Below are 21,467 nucleotides of genomic sequence, written 5' to 3'. Positions count from 1 at the left end.
CATGGCCGGTTACGACGACGAACAGATCGCGGCGCTGAAGGCGCGCAATAAGGGGCAGCTGCTTGACCGCATGCTGACCTTTTTGGGTCTGGCGCTTGCGGGCGCTTCTGCCTTTTTCCCCTGGTACGTCTTCTTCAACGAAGACAAGTTCGGCATCAACGTCGCCGACACGGGAACTTCGCGGACGTTGCCAGACTGGCCCGCGCGCAATGTCTTCAGCGTTTCGCCACTCGCCATGGTCAACAAGAACGAGCCCGACAAGAAGGTTCCGCCGCTCGACAATGTGACGACCGCAACAGTTTCCGAACTTGGCAAGGAGCGCGACGGCGACGCCTCGATGGAGGACCAGCCGTTCCCCGGCAAGGGCTCTTTCCGTCTGCTGCATGTGGCCAACGGCCGGGCACTCATCGAGGATCCCTCGGGCATGTATGTCGTGCGCGTCGGCTCGATCCTGCCTGACGAAAGCCGCCTTGCCACATTGGAACAGCGTGACGGCAAGTGGGTAATCGTCACCTCCAAGGGCGAGGTCTACCAGAACAACTAGTTCAGGCAAATGGATGAATCGCTGCAAGGCCCTGTCGGAGAAACCGCTTGGCGGCGGTTGATCGATGTTTGCAAATAACCCCGTAGAATGGCCTGTAAAGCCTGCATTTACCGCAAGTCCCACGCAAGATTACCGCCCTAGGTTCGGCCCAGTAAAAACGGAGAGTTCTCATGCAACCGATTCAACTTTTCGACTTGGCTTCAAAGCAGGCCGAATGGCTGACGATCCGTCAGGAGGTTGTTGCCGGCAACATTGCGAATGCAAACACGCCGAAGTTCCGTGCGAAGGACGTGACGCCCTTTCAGGCCGTGCTCGATCAGTCGGACGTGACCATGACGCGCACCAATCCGATGCATCTGAGCGGCAACGATTTCAGCACGAGTGGCGACATCGACGTCAAGGATGCAGCACTCGACCAGGAAATCGGCGTTCAGGAATCCGGCAACACCGTCGGTGTGGCTGAAGAACTTTCCAAATCCGGCGAGATCAAGCGTCAGTACGACCTGAACACCTCGCTGGTCAGCTCCTTTCATCGAATGATGTTGATGACGGTAAGGAAGTAGACGGATGGATCCGCTTTCAGCAGCAATGAAAATCGCAGGTTCCGGGCTCGAAACGCAGTCGACGCGTCTGCGTATCGTCTCGGAAAACATTGCCAACGCCCGTTCGACCGGCGACACGCCCGGTGCCGATCCCTATCGCCGCAAGACTATCACCTTCGGTCAGCAGCTCGATCGCGCCAGCGGCGTCGAGACTGTCAATGTCAAGAAGATCGGTGTCGACGAAGGCGACTTCACCAAAGAATACGACCCGAGCAATCCTGCTGCGGACGACAAGGGCATCGTCAAGATGCCGAACGTCAATATCCTGATCGAGATGGCCGACATGCGCGAAGCCAACCGCTCGTATGACGCCAATCTGCAGACGATCAAGCAGACACGCGACCTCATCTCCTCGACGATCGATCTCCTGAAGAGCGGACAATAATGATCACCAGCGTACAGAATGTCAGCAATCTCTCGATGGCTCGCGCCCTTGGCGGCATCGATACCGAAAACTCCGCATCTTCCACGACCGCGACGTCTTCGGCTGCGGCCGGCGCATCGAATGGCCTGAGCTTCGCCTCCGTTATGGGCAACATGGCGACCGAAGCCGTCAACAGCCTGAAAGGCGCGGAAAATATGTCCTTCGCCGGCATCAAGGGCACGGCTTCGACGCGCGAAGTCGTCGATTCCATGTTGCAGGCCGAGCAGACCCTCCAGACTGCAATCGCCATTCGCGACAAGGTCGTCTCGGCCTTCCTCGAAGTCACCAAGATGCAGATGTAACTGATTTGAGGACGAACACATGAGAGCGCTCGCCATCGCAGCAACGGGCATGGATGCCCAGCAGACCAATCTTGAAGTCATCGCGAATAATATCGCGAACATCAATACGACCGGTTTCAAGCGCGCCCGCGCCGAGTTCACCGACCTTCTCTACCAGACCGAACGCGCCAAGGGTGTCGCCAACCGCGCCAACCAGGCGGTCGTTCCGGAAGGCGCCAACATCGGTCTCGGCGTGCAGACCTCGGCCGTGCGTAACCTGCATCTCCAGGGCGAATTGACCCAGACCGGCAACGATCTCGACATCGCAATCGTCGGCAAGGGCTTCTTCCAGATTCAGTCGACCGATGGCACGACGCTCTACAGCCGCGCCGGTGCACTGAACAAGAATGACCAGGGTCAGCTCGTCACCATCGACGGTTATGAAGTCATTCCGGGCATCACCATTCCGCAGGGATCTACCGAACTGACGATCAGCCGCTCCGGCGAAGTCACTGCCAAGCTGCCTGGCCAGACCACGCCGACCACGCTCGGCCAGATCACGCTTGCCGACTTCGTCAACGAGGCGGGCCTGCAGCCGATCGGCGACAACCTCTTCCAGGAAACGCCGGCATCAGGTGAAGCCGTCGTCAGCAATCCAGACGAAGACAACATGGGTTACCTCAAGCAGGGTTACCTGGAATCCTCGAACGTCGATCCGGTCAAGGAAATCACTGAGCTGATATCGGCCCAGCGTGCTTATGAAATGAATTCCAAGGTGATCACGACAGCTGATGAAATGGCATCCATCGTCAGCAAGAACCTGAAGTAAGAGGAAGGGCCGAACATGACGTTTCGCCAGGCAGGATACGTCCAAGGATGGGTGGCTGCGGCCACGATCGTAATCGCCGGCATGGTCATGCCGGCAGCGGCGGAGGCCGGCATGGGTTATGCCGTCGTCCCGACGACGATCATCTACCCCGGCGATACGATTTCGAGCAGCCAGCTTCAGGAAGTCGAGGTCACCAATCCCAATCTCGCCGGAGACTACGCGAAGTCGGTCTCCCAGGTGGAGGGGTTAGTTTCCAAGCGCACCCTCCTGCCGGGCCGGACGATTTCGGTTTCGGCCCTGCGCGAGCCCTATACGGTCACGCGCGGCTCCAACATCCGGCTGGTCTTCCAGCTCGGGCAGATGACCATTTCCGCTGCCGGCACGCCTCTCGAAGATGGCGCGACCGGCCAGTTGATCCGTGCACGCAATATGGATTCCGGCGTCATCGTCAGCGGCACCGTGCTCGCCGATGGCACGGTCCATGTGAGGGCAAAATGAAGTTCTTCTTTCGCATCCTGAGCCTGGTTGCGGTTCTGGCGATGAGCCTGACCGACGTCGCGCCCGCCTGGGCGCTGACGTCCCGCATCAAGGACATTGCCTCGCTTCAAGCCGGTCGCGACAACCAGCTCATCGGTTACGGCCTCGTCTTCGGCCTTCAGGGAACCGGCGATGGTTTCCGTGCTTCGCCCTTCACCGAACAGTCGATGCGCGCGATGCTGCAGAACCTCGGCATTTCCACGCAGGGTAACCAGTCGAACGCCAAAAATACGGCTGCCGTCATGGTCACCGCCAACCTGCCTCCCTTTGCTAGCCCCGGCAGTCGCATCGATGTGACGGTCAGCTCGCTTGGCGATGCGACGTCGCTGCGCGGCGGCACACTCGTCATGACTTCGTTGTCGGGTGCCGATGGTCAGATCTATGCCGTCGCGCAGGGCTCGGTCGTCGTCAACGGCTTTCAAGCCCAGGGGCAGGCAGCGTCGGTGACCGAAGGTGTGACAACAGCCGGTCGTGTACCAGGCGGTGCCATCATCGAGCGCGAGCTGCCGTCCCGCTTCAAGGATTCGATCAATCTCGTCCTGCAGCTCCGCAACCCGGACTTCTCCACTGCGATCCGTATTGCCGATATCGTCAACGGCTACGCCAAGGCACGCTTCGGCGGTCCTGTCGCAGAAGCCAAGGATTCGCAGGAAGTCGTGATCGCGAAGCCGCGCGAGGCCGATCTGACGCGTCTGATGGCCGATCTCGAAAATCTCGTGGTCGAAACCGACACGCCAGCCAAGGTCGTCATCAACGAACGCACCGGAACGATCGTCATCGGCTCGGATGTCCGCGTCTCGCCGGTTGCCGTCAGCTACGGCACATTGACGGTGCAGGTGACGGAAACGCCGCAAATCATCCAGCCCGAGCCTTTCTCGCGTGGCGAGACCGCAGTCCAGCCGCAGACGGATATCCAAGCGCAGAAAACCGGCGGACGGGTGGCCATCATAGATGGTCCTGATCTGCGTACCCTCGTTTCCGGCCTGAACAATATCGGCGTCAAACCGGATGGCATCATCGCCATTCTCCAGGGCATCAAATCAGCTGGCGCCCTTCAGGCGGAGCTTGTGCTGCAATGATGGATATTACGAATCGGAGCACAATTATCGACCTTCTGCGCCGGCTGACCCTGCCGGCGGCAGGCTTGGTGCTGCTTTCCATTCCCGGTGCCTTCGCTCAGGAGGTGGCGCCGGCAGGCGACATCACCTCGACGGACGAGGTCAAGCAGTTCTGCACGAATATCGCCGATCCCGCCCGCGATCAGCGCTACCTTCTGCAGAAGCAGGAACTTGAGAAGTTGCGGGCTGACATCGACAGTCGCATTGCCGAAATGGATAAACGCAAGGCAGAATATCAGGACTGGCTGAAGCGGCGCGATGATTTCCTCAAGCAGGCCGAAGCCGGGCTGACGGATATCTATAAGAAGATGAAGCCGGATGCGGCCGCCCTGCAGTTGCAGGACGTCAGGCCCGAACTCGCCGCCGCCGTCATCATGCGGCTCGGGCCGCGCCAGTCGAGCCAGATCCTGAACGAGATGGATTCCACCAAGGCCGCAAAAATCGCCGGCATCATCGCAAGTGCATCTGATCCCAATACCTCGAAGGATCCTTCATGAATAAGCGTTTACCGGCTGTGATCGCCGCCGTCGCCCTCCTTGCAGGCTGCCAGTCCACGGCAGTCAGAGAGATCGGCCGCGCGCCCGCCATGAGCCCGATCGGCAGCGGTCTCGCCTATGGTCAAACGCCGCAGATGGCGCTCTATCCGAAGCAGCCGCGTGCCGTCGCACAGGGTTATTCGTTGTGGAGCGATTCTCAGGCTGCCCTCTTCAAGGATGCGCGCGCGCTTAATGTTGGCGATATCTTGACGGTCGTTATCCAGATCAACGACAAGGGGTCCTTCGACAACGAGACCAACCGCAGCCGCAAAAATTCGAGCGGAATGAATTGGGATGTTGATGCTCAGATCTTCGGCTGGACACCTCAATCCAAGACAGACCTGACCTATGGCTCCGATACGAGCACGGACGGTAAGGGCAAGATCGAGCGCACCGACAAACTCAACCTTCTCGTGGCCGCGGTCGTGACAGGCATTCTCGAAAACGGCAACCTGGTCATCAGCGGTTCGCAGGAAGTCCGCTTGAACCAGGAACTGCGCATCCTCAACGTTGCTGGTATCGTGCGTCCGCAGGACGTCAATTCCGACAACCAGATCTCCTACGACAAGATCGCCGAAGCCCGCATCTCCTATGGTGGCCGTGGCCGCCTGATGGAAGTGCAGCAGCCGCCACGCGGCCAGCAGGCTATCGATCTCTTTTCGCCGCTCTGAGGCTGAATAAGATGGCAGACAACGAAACAGGCGAAGGCAAGAAAAAGAAGTCGAGCGGCATGGTGATGACGATCATCGGCCTCGCCGCGCTGACGCTCGTCGGCGCCGGCGGCGGTTGGGCGGTGGGCAACATCGTGGCCCCGAACATCCGCAGCGCCGCGGAGGCCGAACAGGCGAAGGAGGCCGAGGCCAAGAGGAAGGCGGAGGGCGGTCTTCCGAAAATTGCCACCGAAGCCAACAATATCGTGCTGCTGGACCCGGTCACGTCGAATCTCGCTTATCCCTCGGAGAACTGGATTCGACTCGAAGTGGCGCTGATGTTCAATGGGCCGCCGGATGTCAAGGTTGCAGAGGATATTCATCAGGATATCCTCGCTTATATCAGGACCGTCTCTCTCCAGCAGATCGAGGGGCCGCGCGGCTTTCAATATCTCAAGGATGACATCCAGGAACGTGTTGACCTTCGCTCTCAAGGGCGCGTATCGAAGGTCATCTTCAGGACCTTTGTCATCGAATGATTCGACTCATAGTTTTCCTTGCTGCCATGATGGCGGTGCCGGAACTGGCGGTAGCACAGCAGCTGCCGACGGATTTATTGAATATTCCGGTCGACGGCTCCGTCGCCGCCTGGATCATCAGGACATTCGGCCTGCTGACCGTGCTTTCGGTTGCGCCGGGCATCCTAATCATGGTGACGAGCTTTCCGCGCTTCATCATTGCCTTTTCGATCCTGCGTTCGGGCATGGGTCTTTCTTCGACCCCCTCGAACATGATCCTTCTCTCGCTCTCGCTATTCATGACTTTCTACGTCATGTCGCCGACCTTCGATAAGGCCTGGCAGGACGGCGTCCAACCGCTGCTCGCCAACCAGATCAATGAGGCTACAGCCGTTCAGCGCATCGCCGAGCCGTTCCGCACGTTCATGTCGGCCAATACGCGCGACAAAGACCTGGCCCTCTTCGCCGACCTTGCCCGCGAGCGCGGCCAGAACGTTCAGACGACGGGACTCATCGACTATCGCATCCTGCTGCCCGCCTTCATGATTTCTGAGATCCGGCGCGGTTTTGAAATCGGCTTCCTCATCGTCCTGCCCTTTCTCGTCATCGACCTGATTGTTGCGACGATCACTATGGCGATGGGTATGATGATGCTGCCGCCAACCTCGATCTCGCTCCCATTCAAGATCCTCTTCTTCGTATTGATCGATGGCTGGAACCTTCTGGTCGGCAGTCTCGTGCGCTCCTTCAGCTGACCGGCAAAAGCCGGCTCGCTATTTTGCGCCGTCCCCTTTCACAAACACGAACCCCGCCAGATCGCTCGGCGGGGTTTGTGTTTGCTGGATGTGCCTCCGTGACTTTAGTCATTCGAACCGAAAGGCTGAGTGCGCGGCGGTAGCGCTGGAACGTCGATATGGTCGGGGTCGAGACCCTGCTTGGCGCGCGCGGCCATCAGCTCGTAGGCATGCTCGAGGTGGTGGCAGAAGCGCTCGGCATCGAAGAGCGGCGCGATGTACCGCTTCTCCTGCAGATGTTTCTTATAGCCGGCGATACGTCCCGGATTGAGCGCGAGCTCGACAGCCAGATCCTCGTAGGCCTGCAAATCGTGGGCGACGAGCTCCGGCAGATCGATTGCCCTGAGCAGGCTTTCGCTGACGCGCGAGGCGAAATTCGTGCCCTTCACCGTCAGCACAGGCAGGCCGCCCCAGAGCTGCTCCGAGGTGGTGGTGTGACCATTGACGGGGAAGGTATCGATACCGAGGTCGGCGGCCTGCTGGCGGCTGATATGCTGCTCATATGGCGCACGCGGGCAGAAGATGATCCGCTTCGGCGAAATACCGCCAGCCTGGAAGCGCTCCAGCAGGTTTTCCTTGTTGCGGGCCGTATTCGCCATCAGCCAGAGCACGCTGTCAGGTGCACGCTTGAGGATTCGGCACCAGCTGTCGACCACCTGCGAGGTAATCTTGCGGTTACCGTTGAAGGATGCGAAGACGAAGGCATCTTCCGGCAGGCCGAGCTCCTCGCGCGTCACTGGCTGCGGCCGTGGGCGATTTGCCGGGTCGTTCGGCTGATAGCTTTCCGGCATGCGCAGAAATTTCTCGTGGTAGAAGGGTTTGGCCACATCAGGCAGCACCGAATGATCGCCGATGACATAATCGAGATCGACGTTGACCGTGCTGCCGGGGAAGCCCAGCCAGGCGACCTGGATTGGCGCCAACGGTAGATTGAAGGCGGAAGCGCGGCTTCCAGAAGTATGACCCTTGAGATCGACCATGATGTCGATGTTTTCGGCATGGACGGCCTTCAGGATCGCCTCGTCGGACAGGCCGTAGACATCGACGATCTTGCCCCAGCGACCGCGATCTGTGGTGTTCTTTTCCAGATATTCAGGCTGCGTGTGGTCGAAGAGCGTAATTTCGAAACGGTTGCGGTCGTGAAGCTCGAGGACGCGCTGCAGCAGCTTCATCGTCGCGTGCGCATCCCAGAAGTCCGAGGACATGTAACCGATGCGGATCTTCTCGGACCACGTATGCGGCAGGCCGCGCCGGTAGGCCACCCGAGCCGGGTCGAGCGGCTTTGTGCCGATGGTTGCGTAACGATTGTAATCCTCGTTGCCGCACCAGTGCAGATGATAGAAGGGGTTATCCTTCCTTAAGATGTCGAGGTCGTTTTTGGCGAGCGCGGCGTCGATCGGCGCCTGGTGCTTGCTTACCTCGGCGAATTCGTTGAATTCACGGACGCAGACGAGATAGAGGAAACGGAAGGCCGCATTGCCCGGAAACCGCCGGAAGATATTACGGGCGAGCGTCTGGTTTGTCTCGTCCATGAGGTCGTCGCTGAGCAGCAGGGCGGCAAGACGCGTATGGTCCGGATTCTGGCTCTCGGACAGCACTTTCTTGAACGGTCGCAGCAGGTCGCGCCGGTGGCGGCGGAAATAGATCGATGAAATGATATAGGCAAGTTCCGGATCTTCCTGCGCCTTGTTGAGATGGCGCATCGCGATCAGCAGGGCTTCGTCCTCATTGCCGGCCTCGAGGTGGATCTTGGCAGCGGTCTTCAGGAATTCGAACGAGCCCTGTCCGGCATGATCGGCGGCAAGGCTATATGCCTTGGCGGCATCGCTCTTGAAGCCGAGCTGCAGCAAATTCTTTGCCAGCAGAGCGTAGGTCTTGGCGTCCTGCTGCGTATTGATGAGCTGGTTGAGCGTTGCCAAGGACTGTGTGTAGCGACCGGCCTGATAATCCCGGGACGCCGCCGAGAACGAAACTTTGCTGTTCAAAACCTAACTCCGTGAGGAAATGTTCCGGCATGAAATGGTGATTGACGGTGCGCAATCAGGCCGCCCGCAGACTACAGGTTGCCCGACGATACGATCCCGGCTTCTGCCATATTGGCATTCGAAGCTTGCTTGAAACCGGTGCAACTGGATGCGGGCTTTCCGGGAAGCTCCATCTTCGAAGGCTGATTCAAGCAACATTAACCATGGATTTGAAGCGCTTGGCCGGGAGCCCTGCTTTTAAGAAGTTGGCAAGTATTGGCTGCGAGATTGCCCTGGACATGACGGGTTTGGGCCAAGAAATAAGGCACCGAGTGGCATGAAGCTGGTCCGTCATCGCCGGTATTCATAGTCCGGTATGTCCTCCTTTTTGTATCTAGTTTTCTAGGGGACACACTTATGACGAGCATTAACACCAACACTTCCGCTCAGGCAGCTCTCCAGACGCTGCGTAACGTCAACCAGGGCCTGAACACCACGCAGAACCACGTTTCCACGGGTTACCGCGTTGGTAAGGCTGCCGACAATGCCGCCTACTGGTCGATCGCAACGACCATGCGTTCGGACAACAAGGCTCTCGGCGCTGTTTCTGACGCTCTCGGCCTCGGTGCTGCCAAGGTTGACACCGCGTACACCGCCATGGACAGCGCCATCGACGTCGTCGGCGAAATCAAGTCCAAGATCGTTGCCGCGACTGAAAACGGCGTTGACAAGAAGAAGGTCCAGGAAGAAATCGACCAGCTGCAGGACCAGCTGGTGAGCATCGCTCAGTCGGCTTCCTTCTCCGGTGAAAACTGGGTTGCCGGCGCCAACGGCACGAAGAGCGTCGTTTCCTCCTTCGTCCGCGATGGTTCGAATGGCGTATCCGTCAAGATGACCGATTACGTCCTGGACAACAGCTCGGCCGGCAACGTTCTGTTCGGCATGAGCGGCGGCCAGATCGACACTTCCACGGGTATCCTCGGCTCTTCCGCAGGTTCGATCGGCTCGGTCTATTCGCTCGACATCACCAACATGACCATCGGTGACCTCGGCCTCGCTCTGACCAACGTCGAAAACGCCCTGAAGGCCATGACCTCTGCCGGTGCAAAGCTCGGTTCGATCTCCACCCGCATCACGATGCAGGATGATTTCGTCAACGCGCTCAGCAAGTCGCTCGACTCCGGTATCGGCCGCCTCGTCGACGCCAACATGGAAGAAGAGTCCTCAAAGCTCGCCGCTCTGCAGACCCAGCAGCAGCTCGCGATCCAGTCGCTCTCGATCGCCAACTCCTCTTCGCAGAACATCCTGTCGCTCTTCCGCTAAGGGCGGGCAAGCCACATCACCGAAAATGTCGAGGCCGGGGAACCCCCGGCCTCGAATGTTTTAACATAAGGTTAATGCAAACTCTCCTAACTATCAGATATTTTTACGAAATTTCATTTTCAAGTTTAGCTTTCCTTAACCATCTTGCTGTTTTCTAGGCCCATCGAAACGGCGAGTTAACCCTAACGAGAATGGTTAACAGGCATGATGCTGATCGCTGTGGGCCGGCCCAAATCCGGAATGTCCCTTCCTAACATCTGCCAAAAGGGGCAAGCAATCTATGACGAGCATCAACACCAATAACGCTGCAATGGCAGCTCTCCAGACGCTGCGCGGCATCAACCAGGGCCTTCAGAAGACCCAGGATCACGTTTCCTCCGGCTACCGCATCGGCAAGGCTGCCGACAATGCCGCCTACTGGTCGATCGCAACGACCATGCGTTCGGACAACAAGGCCCTCTCGGCTGTTTCTGACGCTCTCGGCCTCGGTGCTGCCAAGGTTGACACCGCTTACACCGCCATGGACAGCGCCATCGACGTCGTCGGCGAAATCAAGGCCAAGATCGTTGCCGCGACCGAAAACGGCGTTGACAAGAAGAAGGTCCAGGAAGAAATCGACCAGCTGCAGGACCAGCTGGTGAGCATCGCTCAGTCGGCTTCCTTCTCCGGTGAAAACTGGGTTGCCGGCGCCAACGGCACGAAGAGCGTCGTTTCCTCCTTCGTCCGCGATGGTTCGAATGGCGTATCCGTCAAGATGACCGATTACGTCCTGGACAACAGCTCGGCCGGCAACGTTCTGTTCGGCATGAGCGGCGGCCAGATCGACACTTCCACGGGTATCCTCGGCTCTTCCGCAGGTTCGATCGGCTCGGTCTATTCGCTCGACATCACCAACATGACCCTGGGTGACCTCGGCCTCGCTCTGAGCAATGTCGAAAGCGCCCTGAAGGCCATGACCTCTGCCGGTGCAAAGCTCGGTTCGATCACCACCCGCATCCAGATGCAGGATGATTTCGTCAACGCGCTCAGCGACTCGATCGACTCCGGTATCGGCCGCCTCGTCGACGCCAACATGGAAGAAGAGTCCTCCAAGCTCTCTGCTCTGCAGACCCAGCAGCAGCTCGCGATCCAGTCGCTCTCGATCGCCAACTCCTCTTCGCAGAACATCCTGTCGCTCTTCCGCGGCTAATAGGATCGCGAAATATAATCCGCCGGGTAGCCGGCGGGCCTATACAACTCGAGCCGCGCTTCGATGGAGCGCGGCTTTTTTAATGTCCGTTAACGATTGATTAACCATATTGCTGTTTTCTGCCTCTCAACGAGACGGCGAGTTAACCAAATTTAAGAACGGGTTAACAGGCATGAAGGCTGATCGTCGTTCCCGGGCGCTATTCCCGAATGTCCCTTTTACGAATGTCTGCCAACAAGGGGCAATCATTTCATGACAAGCATATTGACGAACGTCGCGGCTATGGCCGCTCTCCAGACACTCCGCGGCATCAGCAATAATCTTCAGGATACTCAAAATCGCGTATCTTCGGGCTATCGCGTGGAAAAGGCAGCAGATAACGCCGCCTATTGGTCGATCGCAACGACCATGCGTTCGGACAACAAGGCCGTCTCGGCCGTCTCCGACGCCCTCGGCCTCGGCGCTGCGAAAGTAGACACCGCTTACACGGCGATGGACAACGCCATCGATGTCGTCACGGAAATCAAAGCCAAGATCGTCGCCGCAACCGAAAAGGGCGTCGACAAGACGAAAATCCAGGAAGAAATCAGCCAGCTCCAGGCTCAGCTGATGAGCATTTCTCAGTCGGCTTCCTTCTCCGGTGAAAACTGGGTTGCTGGCAACACGACCAAAAGTGTCGTTTCCACCTTCGTCCGCGATGGCAACGGCAATGTCTCCGTCAAGACGACCGACTATGTCTTGAACGCGGCTTCCAATGGCAACGTTCTGTTCGGCATGACCACAACCGGCACCATCGATTCAAGTACAGGCATCATCGGCAGCTCCAACGGAACGATTGGCTCGATTTACACCATGGACATCACCACCTTTGGTCAGGCGGAAATTGCAATGGCATTGACGGCAATCGAATCAGGCCTTGAAGCGATGACGAAGGCCGCCTCTCAGCTCGGTTCCATTTCCAACCGTATCGAGTTGCAGGAGAATTTCGTCAGTGCTCTGAGCGACTCGATTGACTCAGGTGTCGGCCGCCTCGTCGATGCCGATATGGAAGAGGAATCAAGCCGGCTAACGGCATTGCAGACGCAGCAGCAACTGGCCATCCAGTCGCTCTCAATCGCAAATTCCAGCGCTCAGAACGTCCTTACGCTCTTCCAGCGCTAAGCCGCGGCTGAACCTGGACCAAACCTTATGCCGCTTTCCGACGGCAGCCTGGAAACCGCGCCTAGCCGGCGCGGTTTTTCTTTTAATTTCAAATGATTGCGCGGTATCGGCAGGTATTGGCTCAATCTCTTCTTCGGCTCTTGCGGAAGTGATTGATATCGGGTTAACGTTGCTCGCAATTGATTTGTTTTGCGACACACCGGTGTGGGAAAACCTGCCGGGGCATGAAGCCAGCTCAGTCGCCGCCGGCAAAACCGGCCTGATCCCTTCACCTTTCCGAGACCATGTCGATGACCGTCAAGATTACCAACGCGGCCGCGGTGAGTGCGCTTGCAGTGCTGCGCAGCATCAATAAGGAATCTACCAACGTACAGCAGCAGATTTCGACGGCAAAACGTGTCGCGACTGCTGCCGACGATGCGACCTATTGGTCGATCGCGAGCGTTATGCGTGGCGACAGCACCAATCTTGGCACTATCGGCGATGCGCTTGGCCTCGGTGCGGCAAAGGTCGATTCGACCTACACGGCGATGAACTCCGCCATCGATCTTCTCGGCGATCTCAGAGCCAAGCTGGTTGCTGCGCGCGAGCCCGGCGCCGACAAGGACAAGATCAACGCGGAAATCACCGAGTACAAGAACCAGCTGCAAACGATGGTCGAATCGACCTCCTTCGCTGGCGAAAACTGGCTGCTGAATGGCCAGCCGGCAGCACCTCCGCAGTGGCAGATCATCGGCAGCTTCGTGCGCGCTCCCACAGGCGAGTATCAGGCGCAGACCATCAACTTTCCATCGTCCCAGACCATCCTGATCGACAAGAACAATGCCAATGGCGGCCTGTTCACCAAGGAGGTCAATGGCAACGCTGACGGTACGCCGGTCCGCAATTATTATCTGTTGAACGTAAACTCGGCGACACCGGCGACCGGCACGGAGATCTCCATCGGCAAATCAACCACCGATGCGCAGCTTACCGACATGCTGACGGCCACGGACGCCATGCTCAAGCAGCTTACCAATTCGGCGGCAGGGATCGGTATTATGAAGGCCCGCATCGACGACCAGATCGATTATACCGCAGACCTGTCCGACACTGTCGACAAGAGCGTCGGCGCCCTCGTCGACACCGATATGGATGAGGCCTCGACCCGCCAGAAGGCTATCGAAACCCAGAAGCAGATGGCCGTCGAGGCAATCTCCATCCTCAATACGGCCGCCAGCAAGATTCTCATCTTGCTCGAATAATGACAGCGCGAGGGCGGCGTCATTCATCCTCGCGCAAGTTTGGGTTTCTAGTTTCCGGCATGAAGGTAGCGTCCGAATCCATGCCGGCGACAGGCCCTGAGCCTCTCCCGAACCGGATCGGCGTGCCGGCAAGGAAGATGTCGTTTTCAAGCGGGGGCATGCCGCGTGTCTCCCGAATACTGGACGGTTTTTTATGAGCATTATGCTTTCCCGGTATTTGAAGGATTTCGGTGAGTCGAATCCCTCGGCACCGATCGTCGATGTCGACGATTTTGCGGCGGAAACAGTTTCTGCATTTGCTGAGCTGCCCCAGGAGCCCGTAGTCGACGTCGAGGCGGAGCGGCGCGAAGCCTATTCGGAAGGCTTCGCAGCAGCGACCACGGAACTGAGCGAAAAATACGAACGCGAAACCCGGGCTGCCGCCGAAGCGCACGCCCGTGAGATCGAGGAGCTGAAACTCCGCTACGAGATCGAAGCAGCTGCTGTGATCGCATCTCGTATCCGCGACATGGCTGAAGAGATTTCAGCGCTCATCAGCGAAGTGACCGCGACGGCCATCGCGCCTGTCATGACTGAGGCGCTCTCGAAAAAGGCAACCGAGAATCTTGCCGTCCTGCTGCGGGAAGCGATCCTTGACGGCGCCGCGGCTCCGATCATCGTGCGTGGCCCGGCGAACCTGTTCGATATTCTCAAAGGTGAACTCGGGGAGCATGCAGCACTGGTCCGTCATCTTGAGGCCGATGATGTCGACCTCGCCGTCGAGCTTGGCGAAACCGTGCTCGTGACCCGTATTTCCGCCTGGGCGGCTAGCTTGAAGAAAGTGTCCGAATGAGCGACGGCGAAAATCATCACCATGGCAAGAACGAGATCATCATCGTCAAGAAACATGGCGGTGGAGATCACGATGGCGCCCATGGCGGTGCATGGAAAATTGCCTATGCCGACTTCATGACGGCAATGATGGCCTTCTTCCTCGTCATGTGGCTCGTCAACGCCGCCAACGAGGAAACCAAGGCCTCGATTGCGACCTACTTCAACCCGATCAAACTCTCCGACGAAAAGCCGACTGAAAAGGGCTTGAAGAAGCCCGTCGACCAGGCCAAGGGCGAACAGAACCAGGAAAAATCGAAGGAGAAGGAAGATAACCCGAACGAGGGCAAGTCTGCCGCCGATGGCGACGACCAGACCTCGACCTCTGGCGACAAGACCAATTATTCGGAAGCCGATTTCTTCGAGAATCCCTATTCGGTTCTTGCCGAAATTGCCCAGGAAGTTGGCCAGCAGGCAAACGTCAGTGCGAAGGGCGACGGCGGTGCCGCGGATTCAGGTCCGGCCACCGGTGCCGATGGTGGCGAAGCCTATCGCGATCCCTTCGATCCGGATTTCTGGACCAAGCAGGTTGAGGTGACTACCGCCGGCAAGCCGCAGCAGCCTTCGCCGCTCGATTCCAAAGCCGAGCCAAACGAGCTTGCCAAAGTTGAGAATACTCAGCCGACTACTCTGCTGAGCAAGGATGCCAATAGTGCAGCCGTGGACGCTTCAGCAGAGAAGCAGGCAGACAAGCAGCAGGACAAGAAGGCGGACAAATCCAAGAACGCCGACAAGACGAAGGATGCCGATAAGGCCGAAGACAAGAAGCAGCAGGCCGAAGAGGCCAAGGAGCTGCAGCAGGAGATCGCCCAGCAGATTTCCGGCGTAGCCGGCAAGCTCGCCGAGGGGCTGACGGTCACGGCATCCGAGGGCGGACTGCTGGTGAGCATTTCCGACCAGAACGACGACTCCATGTTCAACATCGGCTCTGCAGTGCCGCGTCAGGAAATGGTCCTCGCGATGCAAAAGATCGGCGCGATCCTGAAGCAGAGGGGCGGTGCCGTCGCCATCCGCGGCCATACGGACGGTCGCCAGTTCAAGGGTGATCTCAACGAAAACTGGCGTCTGTCGATGGACCGTGCCCAGAGCGCCTATTACATGCTCGTTCGCGGCGGCCTTGAGGAGAAGCGGATCTCGCAGGTTTCCGGTTTCGCTGACCGTCGACTGAAGGTGCCCGAGGATCCCTACAACGCGTCAAACCGCCGGATCGAGATCCTCGTTCAGGCAGATCAAGGATAGTCGCATGACGCGCAGGCAGCATCGCTATTTCAAATATGCGATCTTCAGTCTGGCGATGATGGCGCCTGCCCTCGGTCATGCTGCGGATCCGGACGATCTCGCGCCGTACAAGATGCTGCGCTCCCTGCAGTTCGTCCAAGATTCGGTTGTAACAGGCGATCACTCCGCCGGTGAGATGCAGCGCTTCATGCTCGGCAAGATCGATCAACGACTGCGAACCGTCGATCCATCGGTCTATGATGACGACCGCAACGTCGATGCGGCGCTGATCTACGTCATGAGCGGCGGCAATCCCCAGACGCTCGAATATCTCGTCTCTCATGACGTCAACGGCTATTTCGACAATCGCGTCACAGACGTGTTGCGGAAATATCTGAACGGCAAGGGGCTGCTTGTCTCCAAGACGCTGGAAGAAACCGCCAAGGAATATGAAGGCAAGAAGATCGGTCCCTATCTGGCGCTGATCGGCGGCAATGTGCTGATCGCTACGAAACCGCTTGATGCGCTTACCCTCTATGACAGGGCGCGGCTCAATGCACCCGGCACCATCGTGGAAGAGGCGGCACTTCGCCGCTCGGTCGCCATCTGCGTGGAAACTGGGCAGGTCGACAAGGGGCTCGCCTATTCGCAGCGCTACGTCCGCCGCTTCCTCCACTCGCCCTACGCCAGCCAGTTTGCCGATCTCTTCGTCAAACTGATCGTCAGCCACGACCACGATGTCAATCCGCAGACGGTCGTCGATATTCTGTCCTTCATGGATGCGCCGCGCCAGCGAGAAGTCTATCTGCGTGTCGCGCGCGCTGCCGCGATTGCCGGAAAGCCCGATCTCGCTCGTATGGCCGCCCAGCGCGTCCAATCGCTGGGTGAGGGGACCGATAATCCCTTCGGACCGCTCGCCGATTTCTATAACGGCATGGCGAATGTCCCCACTGATAATATTGACGAGGCTGCCAAGTACATTGCTAATATTTCCGGGGCATCGCTCTCGCCGCAGGACCAGGCGCTGCAAGCCGCCGCAAGATCCGTTGCCGAGCAGATATTGCGGGCTCCGGATCCGGCAAGCCTGACACAAGGCTCCACTCCTAATAATACTAATCAAGAAATTACTTCTGAACAGGCCGCAGCCGCCACGGCTGCGCAACCGGAAGGAGCGCCGGCCGCTGCTCCGGAACCTGTTGTCGAAGGCGCCGCTTCCGCTGGCACGGGGGGCCAGGATGTCGACCCTTCATTCACCTCTTTCGTGACGACCAATCGATCCAAGCTCGACGAGATCGACGGTCTCCTGGGCCAGGAAGGCAAGTAAGATGATGATGGATATCAGCGTCTCGGGCGGAGCGCCCGGTACGGATGCGTCTGCGTCCGTAAGAGCCGGCCGGGGGGCCGGCAAAGGCGAGGCTGCGGATCAGAACGGCGGCTTCTCCGATGTCCTCTCCAAGGCAGGCAATGCCGATCAGGATGCAGTCGATACGTCTGACCAACACGCCGCTGACGATAGCGCCGAGGCCGCGGCGCGCAACTCGCGCGGCCGTAATCCTAAGCCGCTGATTGACCTCGACGACACCTCGATCAAGGGGCAGGTGGACGCGCAGCCTGAAACGATCGCAAACGCAAGCAAGATCCCTGTGAAGTCCGAAAAGGACCAGGGCAAGACGGGGATTGCCTTTGGGTTGGGCAAGCCGGGCGCCAAGGATCAGGCAGCCGAGATCGTCGCGCAAGCGGTGGGCAAGCCCGCCAAGCACACGAAGACCAACGAGCTTGATGGCGATACCGATGTTGATGCAGGTGCGGACATCGAAGCTGGCGACGGCGATGTCGCCGATGTCCTCGGCCTTCTGAAGAAGGATCCCGGCGATGCCGCGGGTGTTCTCCAGGCATCCGCGCATCAGGCCTCGGCGAAGATCGATGACGCCGGCAAGAAGGACGCGAAAACCGAAGGCGTCCACGGCGCCAAGGCCGATATGCATGTATCGGATGCGTTGGCAGCCGTTGCCCCGCATCACGACGACGCGCGTGTACCGGGAACGGAGAACGCCGAAGGTGTCGAAGGCAAGACGTTCAGGATCAGCCGTGCCGATGGCCGCGGCCAGTCGATGGACATCCATATCGGCACCGAAGAGGCCGGCTCGGAGAAGTCGGCAAAGTCGGGCGTTGAAAATGTGTCCGTTCTGGAATCACGCCGCTATCTGGGCCTGGTGCAGAATCCGAATTCCGCAACCGTGACAGCGGCGCTTTCAGGTGACAGCGAATGGGCGCGGGCCATGCAGCCGAGTTCCGCTCTGTCGAACGCCGCCGAATGGACGAGCACAGGCAAGGTTGTGAATACCCTCAAGATCCAGATGAGCCCGATCGATCTTGGCCTCGTCACGGCCACGATGCGTCTGTCAGGCGATACGCTGAACGTCGACCTCAAGGTCGAGACGGGTGCTGCCTACCGCCAGCTCAAGGAAGATCACGGCAAGATTCTCGAGGCGCTGCGCAGTCAGGGTTACGCAGTCGATAACGTGACCATCAGCATGGCTCCCGTGGAGCGGGCTGATGCCGGTAACCAGGCGAACAGCCAGGGTCAGTCATCCCAGCAGCAATCACTTGCTCAGCAGGGACAGGGCCAGGGTGGCGAGGCGCGCGAGCGCCAGAACCAAACAGCGCAGCAGACGAATGGAGGCTTTAATGGTGCGGGCGGGAACGGTGTTGAGAACGCTTCTACTGTCGATGCTGGCAGCCGCAGCTCTGGCAGCGTCTACCTCTAGCGCCTCGGCTTCTACTGGCGCCTGTGAGCGTGAAATCCAGTCCGCAGCAGCCAAATACGGCATTCCCGAGGGAATTCTCTATTCGGTCGGACTGACGGAAACCGGACGCAGGGGATCGCTTTATCCATATGCGATGAACATCGAAGGGAAGGCACTGTTTCCGTCCTCCGAGGAAGCTGCGTTGCGGCAATTCGACGCCGCTAGCAGAGACGGCGCGAAGCTCATCGACATCGGATGTATGCAGATCAATCACTATTTCCACGGCGACAACTTCACCTCCGTGGAGGAAATGTTCGATCCTCATCGCAACGTCGAGTACGCTGCGAAGTTCTTGCGCAACCTTCACGATCGTCATGAGACGTGGACAATGGCGGTAGCAAGATACCACGCGGGACCGAACAATAATCCTGCGCAGAAGCAATATGTTTGCCGCGTTATCGCGAATCTGGTTGCCACCGGCTACGGCAAGTGGACTCCTAATGCGAGCAATTTCTGCGAAAATTGATTCAATTAGTAATTGAATTGGCGAATTACGACCAAAATGTGTCAGAGTGTGGCAGGAATCCGGCATGATTCCCGCCTGCAAGGCGTAATTAAGCGCTTGTTAACTTTTCCACGAAATTTTTGTGTGAATAACACTAACGGCATACTATATGTAGATCAAATCGGCACCCAATTCTTAATCAATTATTAATTTCTGCCATTAACTTTCCCGAGTTGTCGCCGATTCGCGCGATTCGTACCCATAGATCATCGATGTGCCACACTGATTCGGAGGCGGACGAATGATCGTAGTGGTTGATGAGCGTGAGCTCGTGAAGGATGGTTACACTTCTCTTTTTGGCCGGGAGGGCATTCCCTCTACCGGCTTTGATCCTAATGAATTCGGCGAATGGGTGCAGACGGCAGCCGATTCGGATATCGCCGCGGTTGAGGCATTCCTGATCGGACAGGGCCAGCGCGCTTTGGAATTGCCGCGCGCGATCAGGGATCGCTCGATGGCGCCTGTGATCGCCGTCAGCGACCAGCCGTCGCTGGAAAACACCCTTGCCCTTTTCGATTGCGGCGTGGACGACGTTGTACGCAAGCCGGTGCATCCCCGCGAAATTCTCGCGCGTGCCGCTGCCATCCGTCGCCGGCTGAAGGCGATCGCCAACTACACCGACATCGGCGCGATCCGCGTCTTCTCGGATGGCCGCGATCCTGAGATTAACGGCGAGATCTTCGCCTTGCCGCGCCGCGAACGCCGCATCCTTGAATATTTGATTGCCAATCGCGGCCGTCGCGTCACGAAGACCCAGATCTTCAATGCGATCTACGGCATCTTCGACGAGGAAGTCGAAGAAAACGTCGTCGAAAGCCACATCTCCAAGCTGCGCAAGAAGCTGCGCAAGAAGCTCGGTTTCGATCCAGTCGATTCCAAGCGCTTTCTTGGCTATTGCATTGATTGGAATTGATATTTCGGCGCGGGCCGCGCCGCGTCGGCAGGCCGTAATATTTCGATCGGCGACCCGGCAATAACAGACAGCTTCACGCAAGGCCCGCCAAATACTGTTGCACTTAGCAGGTAAAACGAGGTTTTCAGATGAGCATTTTCGGCAGCATGAAGACGGCGGTCTCGGGGATGAACGCGCAGGCAAACCGCCTCAGCACCGTCTCGGATAACATCGCCAACGTGAACACCACCGGCTACAAGGCAGTTTCGACCGCGTTCTCGTCGCTGGTCCTGCCGTCGGGCTCCGGCAACTACAACTCGGGCGGCGTGACGACGACGGTTCGTCAGGCTGTTTCGGACCAGGGCGATATTTCCTACACGACCTCGGGTTACGACCTCGCCATCTCCGGTGACGGCTTCTTCATCGTCCAGGGCGGCGATGGGGTTCCGGTTCTGACGCGCGCCGGCGACTTTACCAAGGACGACAGCGGCAACCTCGTCAACTCGGCTGGCTTCACGCTCATGGGTTATCCGTGGGGTGCCTCGGCTCCGGCTGTCGTCGTCAACGGTTTCGACGGCCTCGTTCCGATCAACGTTCTCGGCGACCAGAAGCTACAGGCCGTTCCGACCGCAAACGGTACCTGGACCGGTAACTTGAAGCCCGGCGCGAAGATCGAGACGACCGCGGCCAACCTGCCGAGCGCAAACAACGCATCGGCGACCACGGATACGCAGAAATACTCGATGGTCACCTATGACAAGCTTGGCAGTAAGGTGATGTACGACATTTACTACACCAAGGTTCCCAATCCGGCATCGCCGCCGGCAGCAGCGGGCACGACCCAGTGGGAAATGGCGGTCTACCGGAATGCGGACAAGGCGACGACGGGCACGAGCTCGTTCCCCTATTCTTCCGCGGCCGTGAATGTCACCACCATCCAGTTCAATGACAAAGGCGAGATGACGGTCCCTGCGGCTCCGTCGACGACAAACATTGTCGATCCGAAGACGGGCCTCACCATCAAGATGACCCTCGACCTTTCCCAGGTCGGCGACAACTTCTCAGGCTCCGGTAACGTCGACGGTCAGGGTGCGAATTCGCCCGTGGACATTACCATCGATGCCGACGGTATCGTCTACTCCAAATACGATGACGGTAGCACCAAGCCGGTCTTCCAGATCCCGCTCGCCAATGTGCCGAGCCCGGACCTGTTGACGCTGATGTCCGGCAACGTCTACTCGGCCAACGGCAAGTCGGGCGTTACCGTTACCGGCTTCCCGCAGACCAGCGGCTTGGGCAAGATCCAGTCTGGCGCCCTCGAAGGCTCGAATGTCGACCTCGCCGGCGAATTGACGGAAATGATCGAATCCCAGCGCAGCTACACCGCCAACTCCAAGGTGTTTCAGACGGGTTCCGATCTCATGGACGTTCTCGTCAACCTCAAGCGTTAATCAGGGTAAC

General features: G+C 58.5%; 24 protein-coding genes. 22 read left to right on the top strand and 2 right to left on the bottom strand.

The window, feature by feature from the left end; all coding sequences use genetic code 11:
* The first annotated feature begins 1 nt into the window (after window position 1).
* From FHX08_RS14130 to fliP, 11 genes are all read left to right on the top strand, one after another.
* Window positions 2-544, top strand: a complete 543-nt coding sequence (locus tag FHX08_RS14130; RefSeq protein WP_132652653.1) for a flagellar protein — start codon at window positions 2-4, stop codon at window positions 542-544.
* A gap of 170 nt (window positions 545-714) precedes the next feature.
* The gene (gene flgB, locus FHX08_RS14125) at window positions 715-1,107 is read left to right on the top strand and encodes a flagellar basal body rod protein FlgB (protein WP_132652652.1); all 393 of its coding nucleotides are present in this window, start codon (window positions 715-717) and stop codon (window positions 1,105-1,107) included.
* Between the two features lie 4 nt (window positions 1,108-1,111).
* A complete protein-coding gene (gene flgC, locus FHX08_RS14120; protein WP_132652651.1) occupies window positions 1,112-1,531 on the top strand; it encodes a flagellar basal body rod protein FlgC in 420 nt (139 codons plus the stop codon).
* Window positions 1,531-1,872 (top strand): flagellar hook-basal body complex protein FliE, encoded by a 342-nt coding sequence (locus FHX08_RS14115; protein WP_132652650.1) that lies wholly within the window; start codon window positions 1,531-1,533, stop codon window positions 1,870-1,872. Before flgC ends, FHX08_RS14115 begins: the two co-directional genes overlap by 1 nt.
* A 19-nt stretch (window positions 1,873-1,891) precedes the next feature.
* Window positions 1,892-2,680, top strand: coding sequence for a flagellar basal-body rod protein FlgG (gene flgG / locus FHX08_RS14110; protein WP_132652649.1), 789 nt, complete (start codon window positions 1,892-1,894; stop codon window positions 2,678-2,680).
* Window positions 2,681-2,695: 15 nt separating this feature from the next.
* Complete coding sequence (gene flgA / locus FHX08_RS14105) at window positions 2,696-3,178, top strand: flagellar basal body P-ring formation chaperone FlgA (protein WP_132652648.1); 483 nt, start codon at window positions 2,696-2,698, stop codon at window positions 3,176-3,178.
* Complete coding sequence (locus tag FHX08_RS14100) at window positions 3,175-4,296, top strand: flagellar basal body P-ring protein FlgI (RefSeq protein ID WP_132652647.1); 1,122 nt, start codon at window positions 3,175-3,177, stop codon at window positions 4,294-4,296. Before flgA ends, FHX08_RS14100 begins: the two co-directional genes overlap by 4 nt.
* Entirely contained in the window at window positions 4,293-4,832 is a 540-nt protein-coding gene (locus tag FHX08_RS14095; protein WP_132652646.1) for a MotE family protein, read from the top strand. The genes FHX08_RS14100 and FHX08_RS14095 overlap by 4 nt, the downstream gene beginning before the upstream one ends.
* On the top strand, window positions 4,829-5,542 hold the full coding sequence (gene flgH, locus FHX08_RS14090; RefSeq protein WP_132652645.1) for a flagellar basal body L-ring protein FlgH: 714 nt from the start codon (window positions 4,829-4,831) through the stop codon (window positions 5,540-5,542). The genes FHX08_RS14095 and flgH overlap by 4 nt, the downstream gene beginning before the upstream one ends.
* A gap of 11 nt (window positions 5,543-5,553) precedes the next feature.
* Entirely contained in the window at window positions 5,554-6,060 is a 507-nt protein-coding gene (locus FHX08_RS14085) for a flagellar basal body-associated FliL family protein (protein WP_132652644.1), read from the top strand.
* Window positions 6,057-6,794 carry a flagellar type III secretion system pore protein FliP gene (gene fliP, locus FHX08_RS14080; RefSeq protein ID WP_132652643.1) on the top strand — a complete coding sequence of 246 codons (738 nt, stop codon included), beginning with the start codon at window positions 6,057-6,059 and terminating at the stop codon, window positions 6,792-6,794. The genes FHX08_RS14085 and fliP overlap by 4 nt, the downstream gene beginning before the upstream one ends.
* Window positions 6,795-6,898: 104 nt before the next feature.
* On the opposite strand, the gene FHX08_RS14075 is transcribed toward fliP, so the two are convergent.
* Window positions 6,899-8,818 carry a glycosyl transferase gene (locus tag FHX08_RS14075; protein ID WP_132652642.1) on the bottom strand — a complete coding sequence of 640 codons (1,920 nt, stop codon included), beginning with the start codon at window positions 8,816-8,818 and terminating at the stop codon, window positions 6,899-6,901.
* A 396-nt stretch (window positions 8,819-9,214) separates the two neighbouring features.
* Here FHX08_RS14075 and FHX08_RS14070 point away from each other — a divergent pair, with 396 nt between their 5' ends.
* The 4 genes from FHX08_RS14070 to FHX08_RS14055 all read left to right on the top strand — a co-directional run bounded on the left by FHX08_RS14070 (window position 9,215) and on the right by FHX08_RS14055 (window position 13,714).
* Window positions 9,215-10,120, top strand: a complete 906-nt coding sequence (locus FHX08_RS14070) for a flagellin (RefSeq protein ID WP_132652641.1) — start codon at window positions 9,215-9,217, stop codon at window positions 10,118-10,120.
* 280 nt (window positions 10,121-10,400) lie between these two features.
* On the top strand, window positions 10,401-11,309 hold the full coding sequence (locus FHX08_RS14065; protein WP_132652640.1) for a flagellin: 909 nt from the start codon (window positions 10,401-10,403) through the stop codon (window positions 11,307-11,309).
* A 252-nt stretch (window positions 11,310-11,561) separates the two neighbouring features.
* On the top strand, window positions 11,562-12,470 hold the full coding sequence (locus FHX08_RS14060) for a flagellin (protein WP_132652639.1): 909 nt from the start codon (window positions 11,562-11,564) through the stop codon (window positions 12,468-12,470).
* Between the two features lie 290 nt (window positions 12,471-12,760).
* Window positions 12,761-13,714, top strand: a complete 954-nt coding sequence (locus FHX08_RS14055; protein ID WP_132652638.1) for a flagellin — start codon at window positions 12,761-12,763, stop codon at window positions 13,712-13,714.
* Window positions 13,715-13,733: 19 nt separating this feature from the next.
* Here the strand turns inward: FHX08_RS14055 and FHX08_RS14050 are convergent, their stop codons facing one another.
* Complete coding sequence (locus FHX08_RS14050) at window positions 13,734-13,874, bottom strand: hypothetical protein (protein ID WP_184327260.1); 141 nt, start codon at window positions 13,872-13,874, stop codon at window positions 13,734-13,736.
* A gap of 33 nt (window positions 13,875-13,907) precedes the next feature.
* Here FHX08_RS14050 and FHX08_RS14045 point away from each other — a divergent pair, with 33 nt between their 5' ends.
* The 7 genes from FHX08_RS14045 (at window position 13,908) to FHX08_RS14015 (ending at window position 21,457) form a co-directional block, all read left to right on the top strand.
* Window positions 13,908-14,546, top strand: coding sequence for a hypothetical protein (locus FHX08_RS14045; RefSeq protein ID WP_132652637.1), 639 nt, complete (start codon window positions 13,908-13,910; stop codon window positions 14,544-14,546).
* Window positions 14,543-15,823, top strand: a complete 1,281-nt coding sequence (locus FHX08_RS14040) for a MotB family protein (RefSeq protein WP_184327259.1) — start codon at window positions 14,543-14,545, stop codon at window positions 15,821-15,823. The genes FHX08_RS14045 and FHX08_RS14040 overlap by 4 nt, the downstream gene beginning before the upstream one ends.
* A 4-nt stretch (window positions 15,824-15,827) precedes the next feature.
* Window positions 15,828-17,126, top strand: coding sequence for a chemotaxis protein MotC (gene motC, locus FHX08_RS14035; RefSeq protein ID WP_132652635.1), 1,299 nt, complete (start codon window positions 15,828-15,830; stop codon window positions 17,124-17,126).
* A 4-nt stretch (window positions 17,127-17,130) separates the two neighbouring features.
* Window positions 17,131-18,570: a flagellar hook-length control protein FliK gene (locus FHX08_RS14030; RefSeq protein WP_132653215.1), complete on the top strand. Its 1,440-nt coding sequence runs from the start codon at window positions 17,131-17,133 to the stop codon at window positions 18,568-18,570.
* A complete protein-coding gene (locus FHX08_RS14025; protein WP_132653214.1) occupies window positions 18,512-19,075 on the top strand; it encodes a lytic transglycosylase domain-containing protein in 564 nt (187 codons plus the stop codon). The genes FHX08_RS14030 and FHX08_RS14025 overlap by 59 nt, the downstream gene beginning before the upstream one ends.
* Before the next feature lie 280 nt (window positions 19,076-19,355).
* The gene (gene rem / locus FHX08_RS14020) at window positions 19,356-20,027 is read left to right on the top strand and encodes a transcriptional activator Rem (protein ID WP_132652634.1); all 672 of its coding nucleotides are present in this window, start codon (window positions 19,356-19,358) and stop codon (window positions 20,025-20,027) included.
* 128 nt (window positions 20,028-20,155) lie between these two features.
* A complete protein-coding gene (locus tag FHX08_RS14015; protein WP_132652633.1) occupies window positions 20,156-21,457 on the top strand; it encodes a flagellar hook protein FlgE in 1,302 nt (433 codons plus the stop codon).
* Window positions 21,458-21,467 lie beyond the last annotated feature (10 nt).

It is taken from the genome of Rhizobium sp. BK529 (assembly GCF_014194105.1).
Taxonomy (GTDB): domain Bacteria; phylum Pseudomonadota; class Alphaproteobacteria; order Rhizobiales; family Rhizobiaceae; genus Rhizobium.
Note: the sequence above shows the minus strand (reverse complement) of the source record. Positions and strands in the feature narration are given on the sequence as shown.